This window comes from Caballeronia sp. GAFFF1 (assembly GCF_023630705.1).
In the GTDB taxonomy this organism is placed as follows: domain Bacteria; phylum Pseudomonadota; class Gammaproteobacteria; order Burkholderiales; family Burkholderiaceae; genus Caballeronia.
Genome location: NZ_JALQEM010000022.1, coordinates 1 through 13,716 on the forward strand (window position 1 = coordinate 1; position 13,716 = coordinate 13,716).

The 13,716-nt window shown below is 61.0% G+C and carries 19 protein-coding genes and 1 tRNA gene; 1 reads left to right on the forward strand and 19 read right to left on the reverse strand.

Features of this window, described 5'->3' with window-relative positions:
- Positions 1 to 215: 215 nt before the first annotated feature.
- From NCR37_RS11900 to NCR37_RS11930, 7 genes are all read right to left on the reverse strand, one after another.
- A tRNA-Thr gene (locus NCR37_RS11900) sits at positions 216 to 291 on the reverse strand.
- A gap of 18 nt (positions 292 to 309) precedes the next feature.
- Complete coding sequence (locus NCR37_RS11905; RefSeq protein ID WP_250473179.1) at positions 310 to 819, reverse strand: ClpXP protease specificity-enhancing factor; 510 nt, start codon at positions 817 to 819, stop codon at positions 310 to 312.
- Between the two features lie 63 nt (positions 820 to 882).
- The gene (locus NCR37_RS11910; RefSeq protein ID WP_008344155.1) at positions 883 to 1,494 is read right to left on the reverse strand and encodes a glutathione S-transferase N-terminal domain-containing protein; all 612 of its coding nucleotides are present in this window, start codon (positions 1,492 to 1,494) and stop codon (positions 883 to 885) included.
- Positions 1,495 to 1,585: 91 nt separating this feature from the next.
- Positions 1,586 to 2,341 carry a cytochrome c1 gene (locus NCR37_RS11915; RefSeq protein ID WP_250473180.1) on the reverse strand — a complete coding sequence of 252 codons (756 nt, stop codon included), beginning with the start codon at positions 2,339 to 2,341 and terminating at the stop codon, positions 1,586 to 1,588.
- 22 nt (positions 2,342 to 2,363) lie between these two features.
- Complete coding sequence (locus tag NCR37_RS11920; protein WP_250473181.1) at positions 2,364 to 3,746, reverse strand: cytochrome b; 1,383 nt, start codon at positions 3,744 to 3,746, stop codon at positions 2,364 to 2,366.
- Positions 3,747 to 4,367, reverse strand: coding sequence for a ubiquinol-cytochrome c reductase iron-sulfur subunit (gene petA, locus NCR37_RS11925; RefSeq protein ID WP_175946553.1), 621 nt, complete (start codon positions 4,365 to 4,367; stop codon positions 3,747 to 3,749). It abuts the gene before it with no gap.
- A 208-nt stretch (positions 4,368 to 4,575) separates the two neighbouring features.
- Positions 4,576 to 5,322 carry a Nif3-like dinuclear metal center hexameric protein gene (locus NCR37_RS11930; protein ID WP_250473182.1) on the reverse strand — a complete coding sequence of 249 codons (747 nt, stop codon included), beginning with the start codon at positions 5,320 to 5,322 and terminating at the stop codon, positions 4,576 to 4,578.
- A gap of 20 nt (positions 5,323 to 5,342) precedes the next feature.
- On the opposite strand from NCR37_RS11930, the gene NCR37_RS11935 reads away from it, so the two are divergent.
- Positions 5,343 to 6,560 (forward strand): S1C family serine protease, encoded by a 1,218-nt coding sequence (locus NCR37_RS11935; protein WP_175946549.1) that lies wholly within the window; start codon positions 5,343 to 5,345, stop codon positions 6,558 to 6,560.
- A 96-nt stretch (positions 6,561 to 6,656) separates the two neighbouring features.
- Here the strand turns inward: NCR37_RS11935 and tatC are convergent, their stop codons facing one another.
- From tatC to hisB, 12 genes are all read right to left on the reverse strand, one after another.
- Positions 6,657 to 7,433, reverse strand: a complete 777-nt coding sequence (gene tatC / locus NCR37_RS11940) for a twin-arginine translocase subunit TatC (protein ID WP_250473183.1) — start codon at positions 7,431 to 7,433, stop codon at positions 6,657 to 6,659.
- Positions 7,434 to 7,477: 44 nt separating this feature from the next.
- Positions 7,478 to 8,011: a Sec-independent protein translocase protein TatB gene (gene tatB / locus NCR37_RS11945; protein WP_250473184.1), complete on the reverse strand. Its 534-nt coding sequence runs from the start codon at positions 8,009 to 8,011 to the stop codon at positions 7,478 to 7,480.
- A gap of 36 nt (positions 8,012 to 8,047) precedes the next feature.
- Complete coding sequence (gene tatA, locus NCR37_RS11950) at positions 8,048 to 8,281, reverse strand: Sec-independent protein translocase subunit TatA (RefSeq protein WP_250473185.1); 234 nt, start codon at positions 8,279 to 8,281, stop codon at positions 8,048 to 8,050.
- A 150-nt stretch (positions 8,282 to 8,431) separates the two neighbouring features.
- Positions 8,432 to 8,794, reverse strand: a complete 363-nt coding sequence (locus NCR37_RS11955) for a histidine triad nucleotide-binding protein (protein ID WP_250473186.1) — start codon at positions 8,792 to 8,794, stop codon at positions 8,432 to 8,434.
- A gap of 32 nt (positions 8,795 to 8,826) precedes the next feature.
- Positions 8,827 to 9,219, reverse strand: a complete 393-nt coding sequence (locus tag NCR37_RS11960) for a DUF4870 family protein (RefSeq protein WP_175946538.1) — start codon at positions 9,217 to 9,219, stop codon at positions 8,827 to 8,829.
- 43 nt (positions 9,220 to 9,262) lie between these two features.
- Positions 9,263 to 9,631, reverse strand: a complete 369-nt coding sequence (locus tag NCR37_RS11965) for a phosphoribosyl-ATP diphosphatase (RefSeq protein ID WP_250473187.1) — start codon at positions 9,629 to 9,631, stop codon at positions 9,263 to 9,265.
- On the reverse strand, positions 9,628 to 10,032 hold the full coding sequence (hisI, locus tag NCR37_RS11970) for a phosphoribosyl-AMP cyclohydrolase (RefSeq protein WP_175946534.1): 405 nt from the start codon (positions 10,030 to 10,032) through the stop codon (positions 9,628 to 9,630). The genes NCR37_RS11965 and hisI overlap by 4 nt, the downstream gene beginning before the upstream one ends.
- A gap of 3 nt (positions 10,033 to 10,035) precedes the next feature.
- On the reverse strand, positions 10,036 to 10,809 hold the full coding sequence (hisF, locus tag NCR37_RS11975) for an imidazole glycerol phosphate synthase subunit HisF (protein ID WP_250473188.1): 774 nt from the start codon (positions 10,807 to 10,809) through the stop codon (positions 10,036 to 10,038).
- A gap of 103 nt (positions 10,810 to 10,912) precedes the next feature.
- Entirely contained in the window at positions 10,913 to 11,665 is a 753-nt protein-coding gene (gene hisA / locus NCR37_RS11980; protein ID WP_175946530.1) for a 1-(5-phosphoribosyl)-5-[(5-phosphoribosylamino)methylideneamino]imidazole-4-carboxamide isomerase, read from the reverse strand.
- 127 nt (positions 11,666 to 11,792) lie between these two features.
- Positions 11,793 to 12,434, reverse strand: coding sequence for an imidazole glycerol phosphate synthase subunit HisH (gene hisH, locus NCR37_RS11985; RefSeq protein ID WP_250473189.1), 642 nt, complete (start codon positions 12,432 to 12,434; stop codon positions 11,793 to 11,795).
- Positions 12,431 to 13,051 (reverse strand): YchE family NAAT transporter, encoded by a 621-nt coding sequence (locus NCR37_RS11990; RefSeq protein WP_206467118.1) that lies wholly within the window; start codon positions 13,049 to 13,051, stop codon positions 12,431 to 12,433. Before NCR37_RS11990 ends, hisH begins: the two co-directional genes overlap by 4 nt.
- A gap of 55 nt (positions 13,052 to 13,106) precedes the next feature.
- On the reverse strand, positions 13,107 to 13,694 hold the full coding sequence (gene hisB, locus NCR37_RS11995) for an imidazoleglycerol-phosphate dehydratase HisB (RefSeq protein WP_250473190.1): 588 nt from the start codon (positions 13,692 to 13,694) through the stop codon (positions 13,107 to 13,109).
- Positions 13,695 to 13,716: the final 22 nt, after the last annotated feature.

A 13,716-nucleotide genomic window follows, 5' to 3' on the forward strand; every position in this document is an offset into this window, starting at 1 on the left:
TACCTCGCCGCATCGAGCACTTAGCTCAACCGCTTCGTCTTGCGTCGCTGCATCAGCAGCAGAGAAACGAGATTATGTACGTCGTTTCGGTCAGTGTCAACAAGTTTTTGAAGCTTCTATTTGACTCGCCTTTCGGCTTTGACCCGGGAACCAATCGGCTCACTTAAAGCAAACGGGTCGTGCGGACATCGCACGACCCGTCGACGCTCAGATCTTGGTGCCGGCTGCAGGACTCGAACCCGCCACCTGATGATTACAAATCAACTGCTCTACCAGATGAGCTAAGCCGGCGAAGGACGAGATTCTACTTCATTTAACGACTTTCAGGTGCGACCGACCCGAGGATTTCGAAGCGTCGTCATCGGACAAACCTGACGGCGCATCGTCGCGCGACGAAGCCGCAGCAGCGCCCGACTGGTCCTCCGCCTGAGACTCGACGTGACGAGCTTCCCGGTCGGCCGAACGGGGCGCAGCCGATACGCTCGGCTCGCTCGCGGAATGGGACGACGGCTCGACGGGAAACGCCATTCCCTGCCCGTTTTCGCGGGCATAGATGGCGAGCACGTTGGCGACCTGAACCTCGATCTTGTGCGACTTCCCGGAGAAGCGAGCGCTGAACTCGATCCATTCGTTCCCCATCTGCAACTGGCTCGTCGCCTCGAAGCTGATGTTCAGCACGATCTCGTCATTGCGCACGAACTGCCGCGGCACGCGCGTCGCGCCGTCGACTCGCACGGCAATGTGGGGCGTGAAACCGTTATCGGTGCACCATTCGTACAGCGCGCGCAACAGATACGGCTTGGTGGAAATTTCTTGCATCAACTTTCCTCTGCCGGAGCACGGTCGCGCGAACTCGCGCCCGGCGCGCCCCGTTCTCGCAAACTATCGACGCATCACCTTTTCGGAAGGCGTGAGCGCTTCAATATAGGCCGGACGGCTGAAAATGCGCTCGGCGTACTTCATCAGCGGCGCTGCGTTCTTCGACAGCTCGATGCCATAGTGATCCAGACGCCACAAGAGCGGCGCGATCGCGACGTCGAGCATCGAGAATTCCTCGCCCAGCATGTACTTGTTCTTCAGGAAGATCGGCGCGAGTTGCGTCAGGCGGTCGCGGATCGCGCTGCGCGCCTTTTCGTGGTTCTTCTCGGCCGCTTTGCCCTTCTCGTTTTCGAGCGTGCCGACGTGCACAAACAGTTCTTTTTCGAAATTAAGCAGGAACAGGCGCGCACGCGCACGCTGGACCGGATCGGCCGGCATGAGCTGCGGATGCGGGAAACGCTCGTCGATATACTCGTTGATGATGTTCGACTCGTACAGGATCAGGTCACGCTCGACCAGAATCGGCACTTGACCGTACGGGTTCATCACCGCGATGTCTTCCGGCTTGTTGAACAGATCGACGTCGCGGATCTCGAAATCCATGCCCTTTTCGAACAACACCAGCCGGCAGCGCTGGGAGAACGGGCAAGTAGTGCCGGAATACAGAACCATCATGTTTTTTAAGTCCCTTCAGTAAACTCGAAGGCCGGCCGCAGGGCTCCCTCCCGGGAGCGCCGCCGAGCCGACCCACGCCGTCGATGGCGTGCTATTTGATATCTCGCCAGTATGCCGCGTTCAGACGCCATGCGAGGAAGCTCAGAAGCGCCAGAAACAGCAAGACCCAGACGCCGAGGCGCTTGCGGGTCTGCTGGGCGGGTTCGGACATCCACGAAAGGTACGAAACCAGATCGGCCACAGCTGAATCATAATCCACGTTCGACATGGTGCCAGGCGTCACCTGAGTGTAACCCACGAATCTTTTTGCCTTTTCGCCGGTTTTCTCGTCCGTATCCGTCTCGAACCGCGCATCGCGGATGCCTTGCAGCGTCCACAGTACATGCGGCATTCCCACGTTCTCGAACACGCGATTGTTCCAGCCCGTCGGCCGGGTCGGATCGCGGTAGAAGCTGCGCAAGTACGTATAAAGCCAGTCCTTGCCGCGCGCCCGCGCCTCCACCGACAAATCCGGCGGCGACGCGCCGAACCAGGCTTTCGCGTCGTCTGGGCGCATCGCGATGCTCATGGTGTTGCCGACCTTGTCCGTCGAAAACAGCAGGTTGTCCTGAATCTGCTTCTGCGTGAGCCCGAGGTCCGTCAGACGGTTGTAGCGCATCAGGCTCGCGCTATGGCAGTTCAGGCAGTAGTTTACAAATATTTGAGCGCCGTGCTGCAAGGACGCAAAATTGTCCGCGTTATCGGGCGCACGGTCCAGCACCGCTTCTTCCGCCGCATGCACAGGCGCCGCGCTGAACGCGAACATCGCCGCGCAAATCATCGCGAGAGTCGAGAGCCATTTTTTCATCGTGTGTTCTCCGGACGGGCGCTCAGTGCAGTTTGTAGTTCACTCGCTCGGGCGGCGTCTTGAATCGGCCGCGCGGCGTCCAGAAAGGCATGCCGAGGAAAAACGCGAAATAGATGAGCGCGCAGATCTGCGCGATGAGCGTCCCTGCAGGCGATGGCGGACGCGTTCCCAAGAAGCCGAGCACCAGGAACGCGATGACGAAGATCGCGTAAAAGACTTTGTGAAAGAGCGGCCGGTAGCGGATCGACTTTACCGGACTGCGATCCAGCCACGGCACGAAAAACAGGGAAACGACCGCCGTGCCCATCACGACCACGCCCCAGAATTTGGATTCTGTGAGCGCCATGAACACGATCACCAAGAGCGCGAGCACTGGGAGCCCAATGCGCCATTTTCCGCGCGCGCGCAAAAGCGCGAACAGCCCGAGCAGCGCGATGATGATCATCAGCACGATTTTGAACGGATCCGTGGTCGCACGCAGCATCGCGTAGAACGCGGTGAAATACCACACGGGCGCAATTTCAGACGGCGTCTGCAGCGGATTAGCCGGCACGAAGTTATTCGCTTCGAGGAAGTAGCCGCCCATTTCCGGCGCGAAGAAAATGATCGCCGCAAAGATCAGCAAGAAGACGCACACGCCCATGAAGTCGTGCACCGAGTAATACGGGTGAAACGGAATACCGTCGAGCGGAATGCCGTTCGCGTCCTTCTTTGCCTTGATTTCGATGCCATCGGGATTATTCGATCCCACTTCATGCAGCGCGACCAGATGCGCGACCACGAGCCCGATTAGTACGAGCGGAATGGCGATCACATGAAACGAGAAGAAGCGATTCAGCGTGACATCCGACACGACATAATCGCCACGGATCCACAGCGACAAATCCGGGCCGATAAAAGGAATCGCCGAGAACAGATTGACGATTACCTGCGCGCCCCAGAACGACATTTGCCCCCAAGGCAGCAGATAGCCGAAGAACGCTTCCGCCATGAGGCACAGGAAAATGGCGCAACCGAAAATCCACACGAGTTCGCGCGGCTTGCGGTACGACCCGTACATCAGGCTGCGAAACATGTGCAGATAGACGACGACGAAAAACATCGACGCGCCCGTGGAATGCATGTACCGAATGAGCCAGCCCCACGGCACTTCGCGCATGATGTACTCGACCGATGCAAAAGCCAGCGTCGCATCGGGCTTGTAATTCATGACGAGAAAAATGCCCGTGACGATCTGAATGACCAGCACGAGCATTGAGAGCGAACCGAAGAAATACCAGAAGTTGAAGTTTTTCGGCGCGTAGTATTCGGAAACGTGTTTCTTCCAGGTGGAAGTCAAAGGAAACCGGCGATCTATCCAGCCTGTGAGGCCCGTCGTTTCCACATCCTTGTCTGCGGTCGCCATTTAAGCCTCTCCCTTTTCGTCCTTGCCGATCACGAGTTGCGTCGCGGAAGTGAACATGTACGGTGGCACGTCCAGATTCTGCGGCGCGGGCTTGTTCTTGAAGACGCGGCCGGCCATGTCGTAGGTCGAGCCGTGGCACGGGCAAAGAAAGCCGCCGGGCCAGTTATCGGGAAGGTTGGGTTGCGGACCTTCAGTGAAGCGCGGCGTCGGCGTGCAGCCGAGGTGCGTACAGACGGCGACGGCCACGAATATGTTTTTGTGATCGGCGCGGGAGCGGAACTCGTTGTTGCAGTACTCCGGCAACGGCATCGAGAATTCCATTTTGGACTTGGGATCGGCCACTTCGTTGTCGGCCTTCTTCACGTCGGACAGCATTTCGTCCGTGCGATTCACGATCCACACCGGCTTGCCGCGCCAGGCAACCGTCATCATTTCGCCCGGCTTCAGTCCGCTGATATCGACCTCGACGGGCGCGCCCGCCGCCTTGGCCTTCTCCGACGGAGCAAACGAACCGACAAAGGGAACCAGCGTTGCCACACCTCCGACACCACCTGCTACGGTCGTCGTAATCAGCCAGGTACGGCGGCCGCCATCGACGCGCTTATCGTCTTTGTCTCGCATCACACGCCCCACTTCTGAGTTGGATTTATACCGTCACATCAGTGTTCCGCCGCTAGTGTGCGCGAATGGAGTTGCCATTTACAAGGGCCGTTCGGGGAAAATTACCCGGATATAGCGAACCTTCCGGGTTTTCCCCACGTTTTCGCGCGTTCGCGTGAAGCGTCCTTTCATCGCTATAGCCGGGCTCGAGCGACGAAGAATCGCCGCTTCAGACCGGATTATCGATATCGATAAACACATGCTCGATGTCGAACTTTTCGGACAGATGCGCGCCGACGGCCTGCACGCCGTAGCGCTCCGTCGCGTGATGCCCTGCCGCGATATACGCCACACCTGATTCCGCCGCGATATGCATTGTCTGCTCGGACACTTCACCGCTCAGATACACGTCGGCGCCCGCGTCGATGGCCTGTTCGAAATAGCCCTGCGCGCCGCCCGTGCACCACGCGACGCGCCGCAGTTCGCGGTCGGCATCGCCGAACACGAGCGGCTTGCGGCCGAGCGCGTTCTCGACCGTCGCGGTGAAGTGCTCGAGCGAAAGCGGCATGGTGATCGGCGCGAGCCAGCCAATGTCCTGATCGCCGAAGCGGCCGTCGGCAATGAGGCCGAGCCGCGCGCCGATTTGCGCGTTGTTGCCGAGTTCCGGATGCGCGTCGAGCGGCAGGTGATACGCGAACAGATTGATGTCGTTGGCGATCAGCGTGCGCAGCCGCCGATGCTTGCGCCCCGTAATCTGTGGCGCCTCGTTGCGCCAGAAGTAGCCGTGATGGACGAGCACCGTGTCCGCGCCCCACTCCAGCGCGGCTTCGAGGAAGGCGAGCGATGCCGTCACGCCGGTCGCAATTTTCTGAACGCGGCGCGTGCCTTCCACCTGTAGGCCGTTCGGGCAATAGTCCTTGAAGCGGCCGATTTCCAGCAGGTTGTTCAGATACAATTCGAGTTCGATCCGATCCATGAAATCCTCTATCCCTTCAAATGCTTAGACGCTTCTGGCTGTTTTTCGCCCAAGCGGTCACCGTGCTTTTGGCCCTGATGTTCATCATCGCGACCCTGAAACCGCAGTGGCTTCAACGTCAGGGTCAGTTCGGCAAGCAACTCGCCGAGCCGATCGTCGCGTTACAGGAAGTGGCGCCGAGCATCGGCTCGCGCCCGCTCCAGTCGTCGTATGCGGACGGCGCGCAAAAGGCGATGCCCGCGGTGGTGAACGTGTTCTCCAGCAAGGACGGCAATCTGCCGGCGGACCCGCGAGCCAAAGACCCGCTTTTCCGCTACTTCTTCGGCGACAAGAACAGACGCAAGAACGACGAGCCTCCCGCGTCGAATCTCGGGTCAGGCGTCATCGTCAGCTCGGAAGGTTACATTCTAACGAACCAGCACGTCGTGGACGGCGCGGATCAGATCGAAGTCGCGCTCGCGGACGGCCGCACGTCGAGCGCGAAAGTGATCGGCGTCGATCCCGAAACGGACCTCGCCGTGCTGAAGATCGCGCTGACGAACCTGCCGAGCATCACGCTCGGGCGAATGGACCAGACGCACGTCGGCGATGTCGTGCTGGCGATCGGCAATCCTTTTGGCGTCGGGCAGACGGTGACGATGGGCATCGTGAGCGCGCTCGGGCGCAATCACCTGGGCATCAATACGTTCGAGAACTTCATCCAGACCGACGCGGCGATCAATCCCGGCAATTCAGGCGGTGCGCTCGTCGACGTGAACGGCAATCTGCTCGGCATCAACACCGCCATCTATTCGCGCAGCGGCGGCTCGCTGGGCATCGGCTTCGCCATTCCGGTGTCGACGGCGCGCAGCGTGCTGGAGAGCATCATCACGACGGGCACGGTAACGCGCGGCTGGATCGGCGTGGAACCGCAAGACGTGACGCCGGAAATCGCCGAATCGTTCGGGCTCGATCAGAAGTCCGGCGCGATCGTCGCGGGGGTGCTGCAAGGCGGCCCGGCGGATAAAGCCGGCATCAAGCCGGGCGACATTCTCGTCAGCATCAACGAGGACACGATCACCGACACCACGCGCCTCTTGAACGTCGTTGCTCAGATCAAGCCGGGCACGTCCGTGAAAGTGCATCTGATGCGCAAGAACAAGGAACTGGATGTGAACGTGATGATCGGCAAACGGCCAGCGCAGCCCAAGGCGCCGCAGACGCCGGACGAAGACCAGGGCGATCAGGGCGACGAATAACCCATTGGACGCTCAAAGAAAAAGGCAGCCTCGGCTGCCTTTTTTATTTCTGAGAAGACGCGTTCGTACGACCGATACTGCGACAATCGGCCGCAGCTATTTGACGGTAAGCTCTTCGCTTTTGATCGCGTCTTTTCCGACGACCAGCCGCGCCGCCACGATTCCAGCTTCGTACAAGATGATGAGCGGAATCGCGAGAATGAGCTGCGAAAAAACATCCGGCGGCGTCACCACAGCCGAGATGATGAACGCGCCGACGATCACATACGGCCGGATCTGCTTGAGCTTCTGAATCGACACTACGCCCATGCGCGCGAGCAGCACCACGACGATCGGCACCTCGAACGTCACGCCGAACGCAAGGAACATGGTGAGCACGAAGCTCAGGTAATTGTCGATATCCGTCGTCATTTCCGCGCCGAGCGGCGCGTTGTAATGCGCCATCACGCGGAAAATGGTCGGGAACACGACGAAATACGCGAACGCCATGCCGCAGAGAAACAGCGCGTAGCTGCTCGACACCAGCGGCGCGACCAGCTTCTTCTCATGCTGATAGAGTCCCGGCGCGACGAACGCCCAGATCTGATACAACACGATCGGCAACGCGATGACGAAGGCAACCAGCATAGTCACTTTCATCGGCACAAAGAACGAGCCGGTGACGTCGGTGACGATCATCTTTCCGTCGCGCGGCAGGTTCTGCATCAGCGGACGCGCGAGCAGCCTGAAGATGTCGGGCGCCCAGTACACCAGCGCGACGAAAACGACGATGACCGAAGCCCCCGCGCGAATGATGCGATCGCGCAGTTCCACCAGATGGGAGATAAACGTCTCTTCGACGGGCTCGTCTTTATTGTGTTGCGGGTCGCTCACGCCGGCCCTCGGTTTGGATCATCGATGGAAGAAATGCGGCCGTGTCAGAAGAATTTCGTCGGACGGCGCAAGCTTGCAGGCGTATGACGCGCGACGCGGGCCGCGCCCGACTGCACGCGCGTGCGGCGCGCAGTGGTGCGCTTGTACCAGTTCGGAACCGCCGTCTGCTTGACGCGCCAGTTCTTGCGCTTCGCCGGCGCGAACGTCGAGTTCACCCAAGGCTGGTCGGAAGCGCCGCTTTCATCCGCGGACGACGCCGAAGCGCCTCCCGCGATGCTCGGCTCCACCGACGTGCCTTCCCGCCACGCATCGTTCAGTTCGGACTCGTGGCGCCGCAGATTGTCGTGAATCGTCGATTCGACGTTCGACGCCGCCGTCTCGAACTGCGTGCGCATCTTTTTGAGTTCGTCGAGTTCCATCTCGCGCGCCACTTCCGACTTCACGTCGTTGATGTAACGCTGAGCGCGCCCGAAGAGCGCGCCCGCCGTGCGCGCGACGCCGGGCAACCGCTCCGGCCCGAGCACCACCAGCGCGACGACGCCGATGAGCGCCATTTTGGTCAGACCGAGATCGAGCATTGAAGGAACTGTGCAGGGTTACGTTCGCCCGTTCGATTAGCGGTAGTCGCCCGAACGCGTCTTGTCCTTCGCTTCCACGTCCACCGTGTCGCGCGGCAGTTGATCGCGCTTTTCGGTCGACGCGGGGTTCTCTTCCTCGCGCATGCCTTCCTTGAAGCCGCGGACCGCGCCGCCCAGATCACCGCCGATATTGCGCAATTTCTTCGTGCCGAAGACGAGCGCCACGATCAGCAGAACGATCAACCAATGCCAAATGCTTAACGAACCCATGAATGAAAACTCTCCTTATTCCGCCGCAAAGCCTTTCCGCGACGGAAGGCTGGCCTGCAGCTCGAGCCGAAGCAATGCCGCCTCGGCTATCAGTATCGATTTTGCGCGCCCAATATGGCATTGGAAAGCAAAACGCCGATGAAACCGGCATCAGCCCATTCGCCGCCACGGACGCGCCCCAGCCAGAAGATGCGCATGAATGTGATACACCTCCTGCCCGCCGCCTGGCCCGGTATTGATGACCGTCCGGAAACCGGTATCCCCACCCGTGTAGGAAACGCCCAAATCTTTCGCGAGACGGCCAACGAGACTTAACATTCTACCAAGCAGCGGCGCATCGCTTTCGGAACAGTCCGAAAGCGTCTCGATGTGCTGACGCGGAATCACGAGCACGTGAACCGGCGCGGCCGGGTTGATGTCGTTGAAAGCGACGAATTCGTCGTCCTCGTAGAGCTTGGTGCTGGGAATCTGCCCGGAGGCAATCTTGCAGAAGATGCAGTTGTCTTGGCTCATAAATGTGCGTACTCCGTTGCCAGGCATCGCCGCTAGAACCACGTCTGCGGGTCGATCGGTTTGTTTTCGTAGAGAAACAGCCAGCCCTTGATGACGCGATACAGCGTCCAGATGCCGACTGCGGACAAAATGAGAAAGCCGACGCCCACGAACAGCAGCGCGACGCCGATCACATGGCCGAGCACCGCCCACCAGAACGTGCGGATCTGCCAGGAAAAATGCGCCTGATACGGCGTGCCCACCGTATCGCCGCGCTTCAAATAATTGATGATGATCGCGACGAGCACGGTCAGCCCGCCCGTCAGCCAATAGAGCGCGTACAGCGCATAAAGGATGTGCGTGAGCGTGCGCAGGCTGCGCAGCCGCTCGTCTTCCGCCGGCGTCTGATACACGGGCGGCGGGTACGGTCCATCGAGTCCGGCCATGCTTGCCTCCTCCGCTTGCGCGAGAAAGTGGACGAACGTCTCGTCAGCCGCCGTTTTGTTCGCGCTCGCGCGACTTGCGCAGCGCCTTTTCCTCGATACCCGACAGACCTTCGCGCCGCTCCAGTTCGGCGACTACGTCGGCGGGACTCAGATCGAAGTGCGACAGCATCACGAGACAATGAAACCACAAATCGGCGACCTCGCCGACGAGCGCCTTCGTCGCGCCGCCGTGACGCGCGTCCTTCGCGGCGAGCACGACTTCGGTCGCTTCCTCGCCGATCTTCTTCAGGACCGCGTCGTCACCTTTGTGAAAGAGTCGCGAAACGTAGGATTGTTCCGGATCGCCGCCCTTGCGGCTGTCGATGACCGCGGCAAGGCGAAGCAGCGTGTCCAGCGTGGTGGCTTGCGTCATTTGTAAATGCTTTCTGGGTCTTTCAGGACCGGCTCGACGGCGACCCACTCGCCGCTTTCGGCCGTTCCCTCGAATTTCTGGAAGAAGCAGGAATGGCGACCCGTATGGCACGCGATGCCCGACACCTGCTCGACCTTGAGCAGCACGACATCTTCATCGCAATCGAGCCGCACTTCGTGTACGTGCTGTACGTGCCCCGACTCTTCGCCCTTGAACCACAGGCGCTGTCGCGAGCGCGAAAAATACACGGCGCGCTTCAGTTCGATGGTCTTCGCCAACGCTTCGCGGTTCATCCACGCGAACATCAGCACGTCGTTGGTCGATGCTTCCTGCGCGATGACGGGCACGAGGCCGTTCGCGTCCCATTTCACCTTGTCGAGCCAATTCGTCGGGTCGCTCACGGTTCAGATCCTCACCGAGATGCCTTGATCGGCCATGAAACGCTTCGCTTCGCCGACCGTATGCTCGCCGTAGTGGAAGATGCTCGCGGCAAGCACCGCGTCGGCGTGCCCTTCCACGATGCCGTCCGCCAGATGCTTCAGCGACCCGACGCCGCCCGACGCGATCACCGGCACCGGCACGGCATCCGACACCGCGCGCGTCAGCGCGAGGTCGAAGCCGGCTTTCGTGCCGTCGCGATCCATGCTGGTCAGCAGGATTTCGCCCGCGCCGAGTTCGGCCATCTTGCGCGCCCATTCGACTGCGTCGATGCCGGTCGCCTTGCGGCCGCCGTGCGTGAACACTTCCCAGCGCGGCGTTTCGCCTTCGGCCGACACGCGCTTCGCGTCGATGGCGACGACAATGCACTGCGAGCCGTGCTTGTCCGACGCATCGCGCACGAGTTGCGGATTCGCGACCGCCGACGAGTTCATGCTGATCTTGTCCGCGCCCGCGTTCAGCAAGCGCCGGACGTCCTCGACTGCGCGCACGCCGCCACCGACGGTGAGCGGGATGAAGACCTGCGAGGCCACCGCCTCGATGATCGGCAAAATGAGATCGCGCTGGTCGGACGTCGCGGTGATGTCGAGGAACGTGAGTTCGTCGGCGCCCTGATCGTCGTAGCGTCGCGCGATTTCGACGGGATCGCCCGCGTCGCGCAGTTCGACGAAGTTGACGCCCTTCACCACGCGGCCAGCGGTCACGTCGAGACAGGGAATGATGCGTTTTGCGAGAGCCATGTTCTAGCTACTGCCGGTTCGGTACGGTTGAGGGCGGCCAGCGCCGCCCGGCGCGCTTCAGTGTGCTCGCGCGAGAGAAGCCGGGAAAGCCGGAAAAGCGGACTCAGGCGTCGTCCGCTTCGCGCAGCGCGTCGGCGCGGGTTTGCGCCGCTTTGAAGTCGAGGTCGCCCGAATAGATCGCGCGTCCGCAGATCACGCCTTCGATGCCTTCGTCCTCGACTTCGCAGAGCGATTCGATGTCCGCGATGCTCGACAACCCGCCGCTTGCGATCACCGGAATCTTGACCGCCTGCGCGAGCCGCACGGTCGCGTCGATGTTGATGCCCTGAAGCATGCCGTCGCGGCCAATGTCCGTGTAGATGATCGACTCGCAGCCGTAGTCCTCGAACTTGCGGCCGAGGTCCACGACTTCGTGGCCGGTCAGCTTGCTCCAGCCGTCGGTGGCGACCTTGCCGTCTTTCGCGTCCAGCCCGACGATGATGTGCCCGCCGAACGCGCTGCACGCGTCCTGCAGGAAACCGGGATTCTTCACCGCCGCCGTGCCGATGATCACGTAGGAAAGGCCGTCATCCAGATAGCGTTCGATGGTGTTCAGATCTCGGATGCCGCCGCCGAGCTGAACCGGAATTTCGCTGCCCACTTCCTCGATGATCGCCCGAATGGCGTCGCCGTTCTTCGGCTTGCCCGCAAACGCGCCGTTCAGGTCGACGAGGTGGAGTCTGCGCGCGCCCTTGTCGACCCAATGCCGGGCCATCGCCGCCGGATCTTCTGAAAAAATGGTCGCCTGGTCCATATCGCCTTGCTTCAGGCGCACGCACTGACCGTCTTTGAGATCGATGGCCGGAATGAGCAGCATAGGTATCGCGTATCTTCTGGGTGAAAGTGATTGAAACGGCCGCGCGGGCCGTCTCGCTAGTGTAGTACAAGTCTTGCCGCACTCAATCGCACGCGGGCGCGGCCAGCGGGCGGGCGTGCGGCGCCGCTCACGGGTTCCAGTGAACGAAGTTGCGATACAGGCGCAAGCCCGCGTCGGCGCTCTTTTCCGGGTGGAACTGGGTCGCGAAGATGTTGTCGCGGGCAACCGCCGACGTGAACGCATCGCCGTAGACGGTTTCGCCCGATGTGTGCGCCGGGTTTTCCGGCGCGACGTGATAGCTGTGCACGAAGTAGAAGAACGCGCCGTCCGTGATGCCGTCCCAGACCGGATGCGCCTGCGTCTGGCGCACGCGGTTCCAGCCCATTTGCGGCACCTTGAAGCGCGAGCCGTCGTCTTGCACCCGCCCTTCGAGCTGGAAACGCACCACTTTGCCGGGAAACAGGCCGAGGCCGCGCGTGTCGCCTTCTTCGCTCCAGTCGAAGAGCATCTGCTCACCGACGCACACGCCGAGCATCGGCTTTTCGCGCGACGCCTGCATCACGGCTTCCTGGAGGCCGGACTGGCCGAGATGCGCCATGCAGTCGCGCATCGCGCCCTGTCCCGGCAGCACGATGCGATCGGCCGCGTGAATGGCCTGCGGCTGATCGACGATCGCCACGTCCGCGTCGGGCGCGGCCTTCTTCAGCGCCTGATACACCGAGCGCAGGTTGCCCATTCCGTAATCAACAATCGCAATCGAAGTTTTCATTTCAAAGTAGGCATCAAGGCCTTCAAGCCGTTGACGATGAATTCCACCGCCAGCGCGGACAGCATCAATCCCATGAGACGCGTGCCGATATTGATTCCGGTGCGCCCGACCCAGCGCGCGATCGGCTCGGCCAGATTCAGCGCGCCGAAGCACAACGCCGCGATGATCGCGCCCAGCACGACGAGCCCGAAGCGGTCGTACCAGTGCTGCGCACTTGCAGCATAGACGATCACCGTGCTGATCGATCCCGGGCCCGTGAGCAGCGGAATGGCGAGCGGCACGACTGCGATGCTGTTGCGCTCTTCCGCTTCCATGCGCTCTTCGGGCGTGGAGCGCGCGTTGCCGACTTGCGCGTTCAGCATGCTGATCGCCATGAGCAGCATGATAATGCCGCCGCCCACTTCGAACGATCCGACCGATATACCGAAGAACGCGATGATCTGCTGCCCGAGCAACGCTGTCACGGCAATCACGCAGAACACCGAAATACACGCGACGCGGATGGTGTTGCGCTTTTCCACGTCCGACTGCTGCGAAGTGAGGCTAAGAAAAAACGGTATCGCGCCGATCGGGTTGATCAGCGCGAGCAAGGATATGAACGACTTGAAAAGATCCATCGCGAATGGCCGGCCGAGTTGAACGCTGTGCGGCGCCGAATCGGCAAACGGCTGGTCAGAGACTGCCTTTGGTCGATGGAATCTGTCCCGCCGCGCGTTCGTCGAGTTCGACGGCCATGCGCAGCGCGCGGCCGAACGCCTTGAACACGGTCTCGACCTGATGATGCGCGTTGATGCCGCGCAGGTTGTCGATATGCAGCGTCACGCCCGCGTGGTTCACGAAGCCGCGAAAGAATTCGATGGTGAGATCGACATCGAACGTGCCGATGCGCGCCCGCGTGAACGGCACATGGAATTCGAGCCCCGGCCGCCCCGAGAAATCGATCACGACGCGTGACAGCGCCTCGTCGAGCGGCACGTACGAATGTCCATAGCGGCGAATGCCCTTGCGATCGCCGATGGCCTTCGCCACCGCTTGCCCGAGCGTGATGCCGGTGTCTTCGACGGTATGGTGATCGTCGATATGGAGGTCGCCATGCGCTTCGATTTCGAGGTCGAACAGGCCGTGACGGGCAATCTGGTCGAGCATGTGATCGAGAAACGGCACGCCGGTTGCGAGCTTCTGCTTGCCGGTGCCGTCCAGATCGAGCTTTACACGGATCTGCGTTTCGCTGGTGTTGCGAACGACTTCCGCAATGCGCATGGTGTTTCCTTGAGACTTTTCT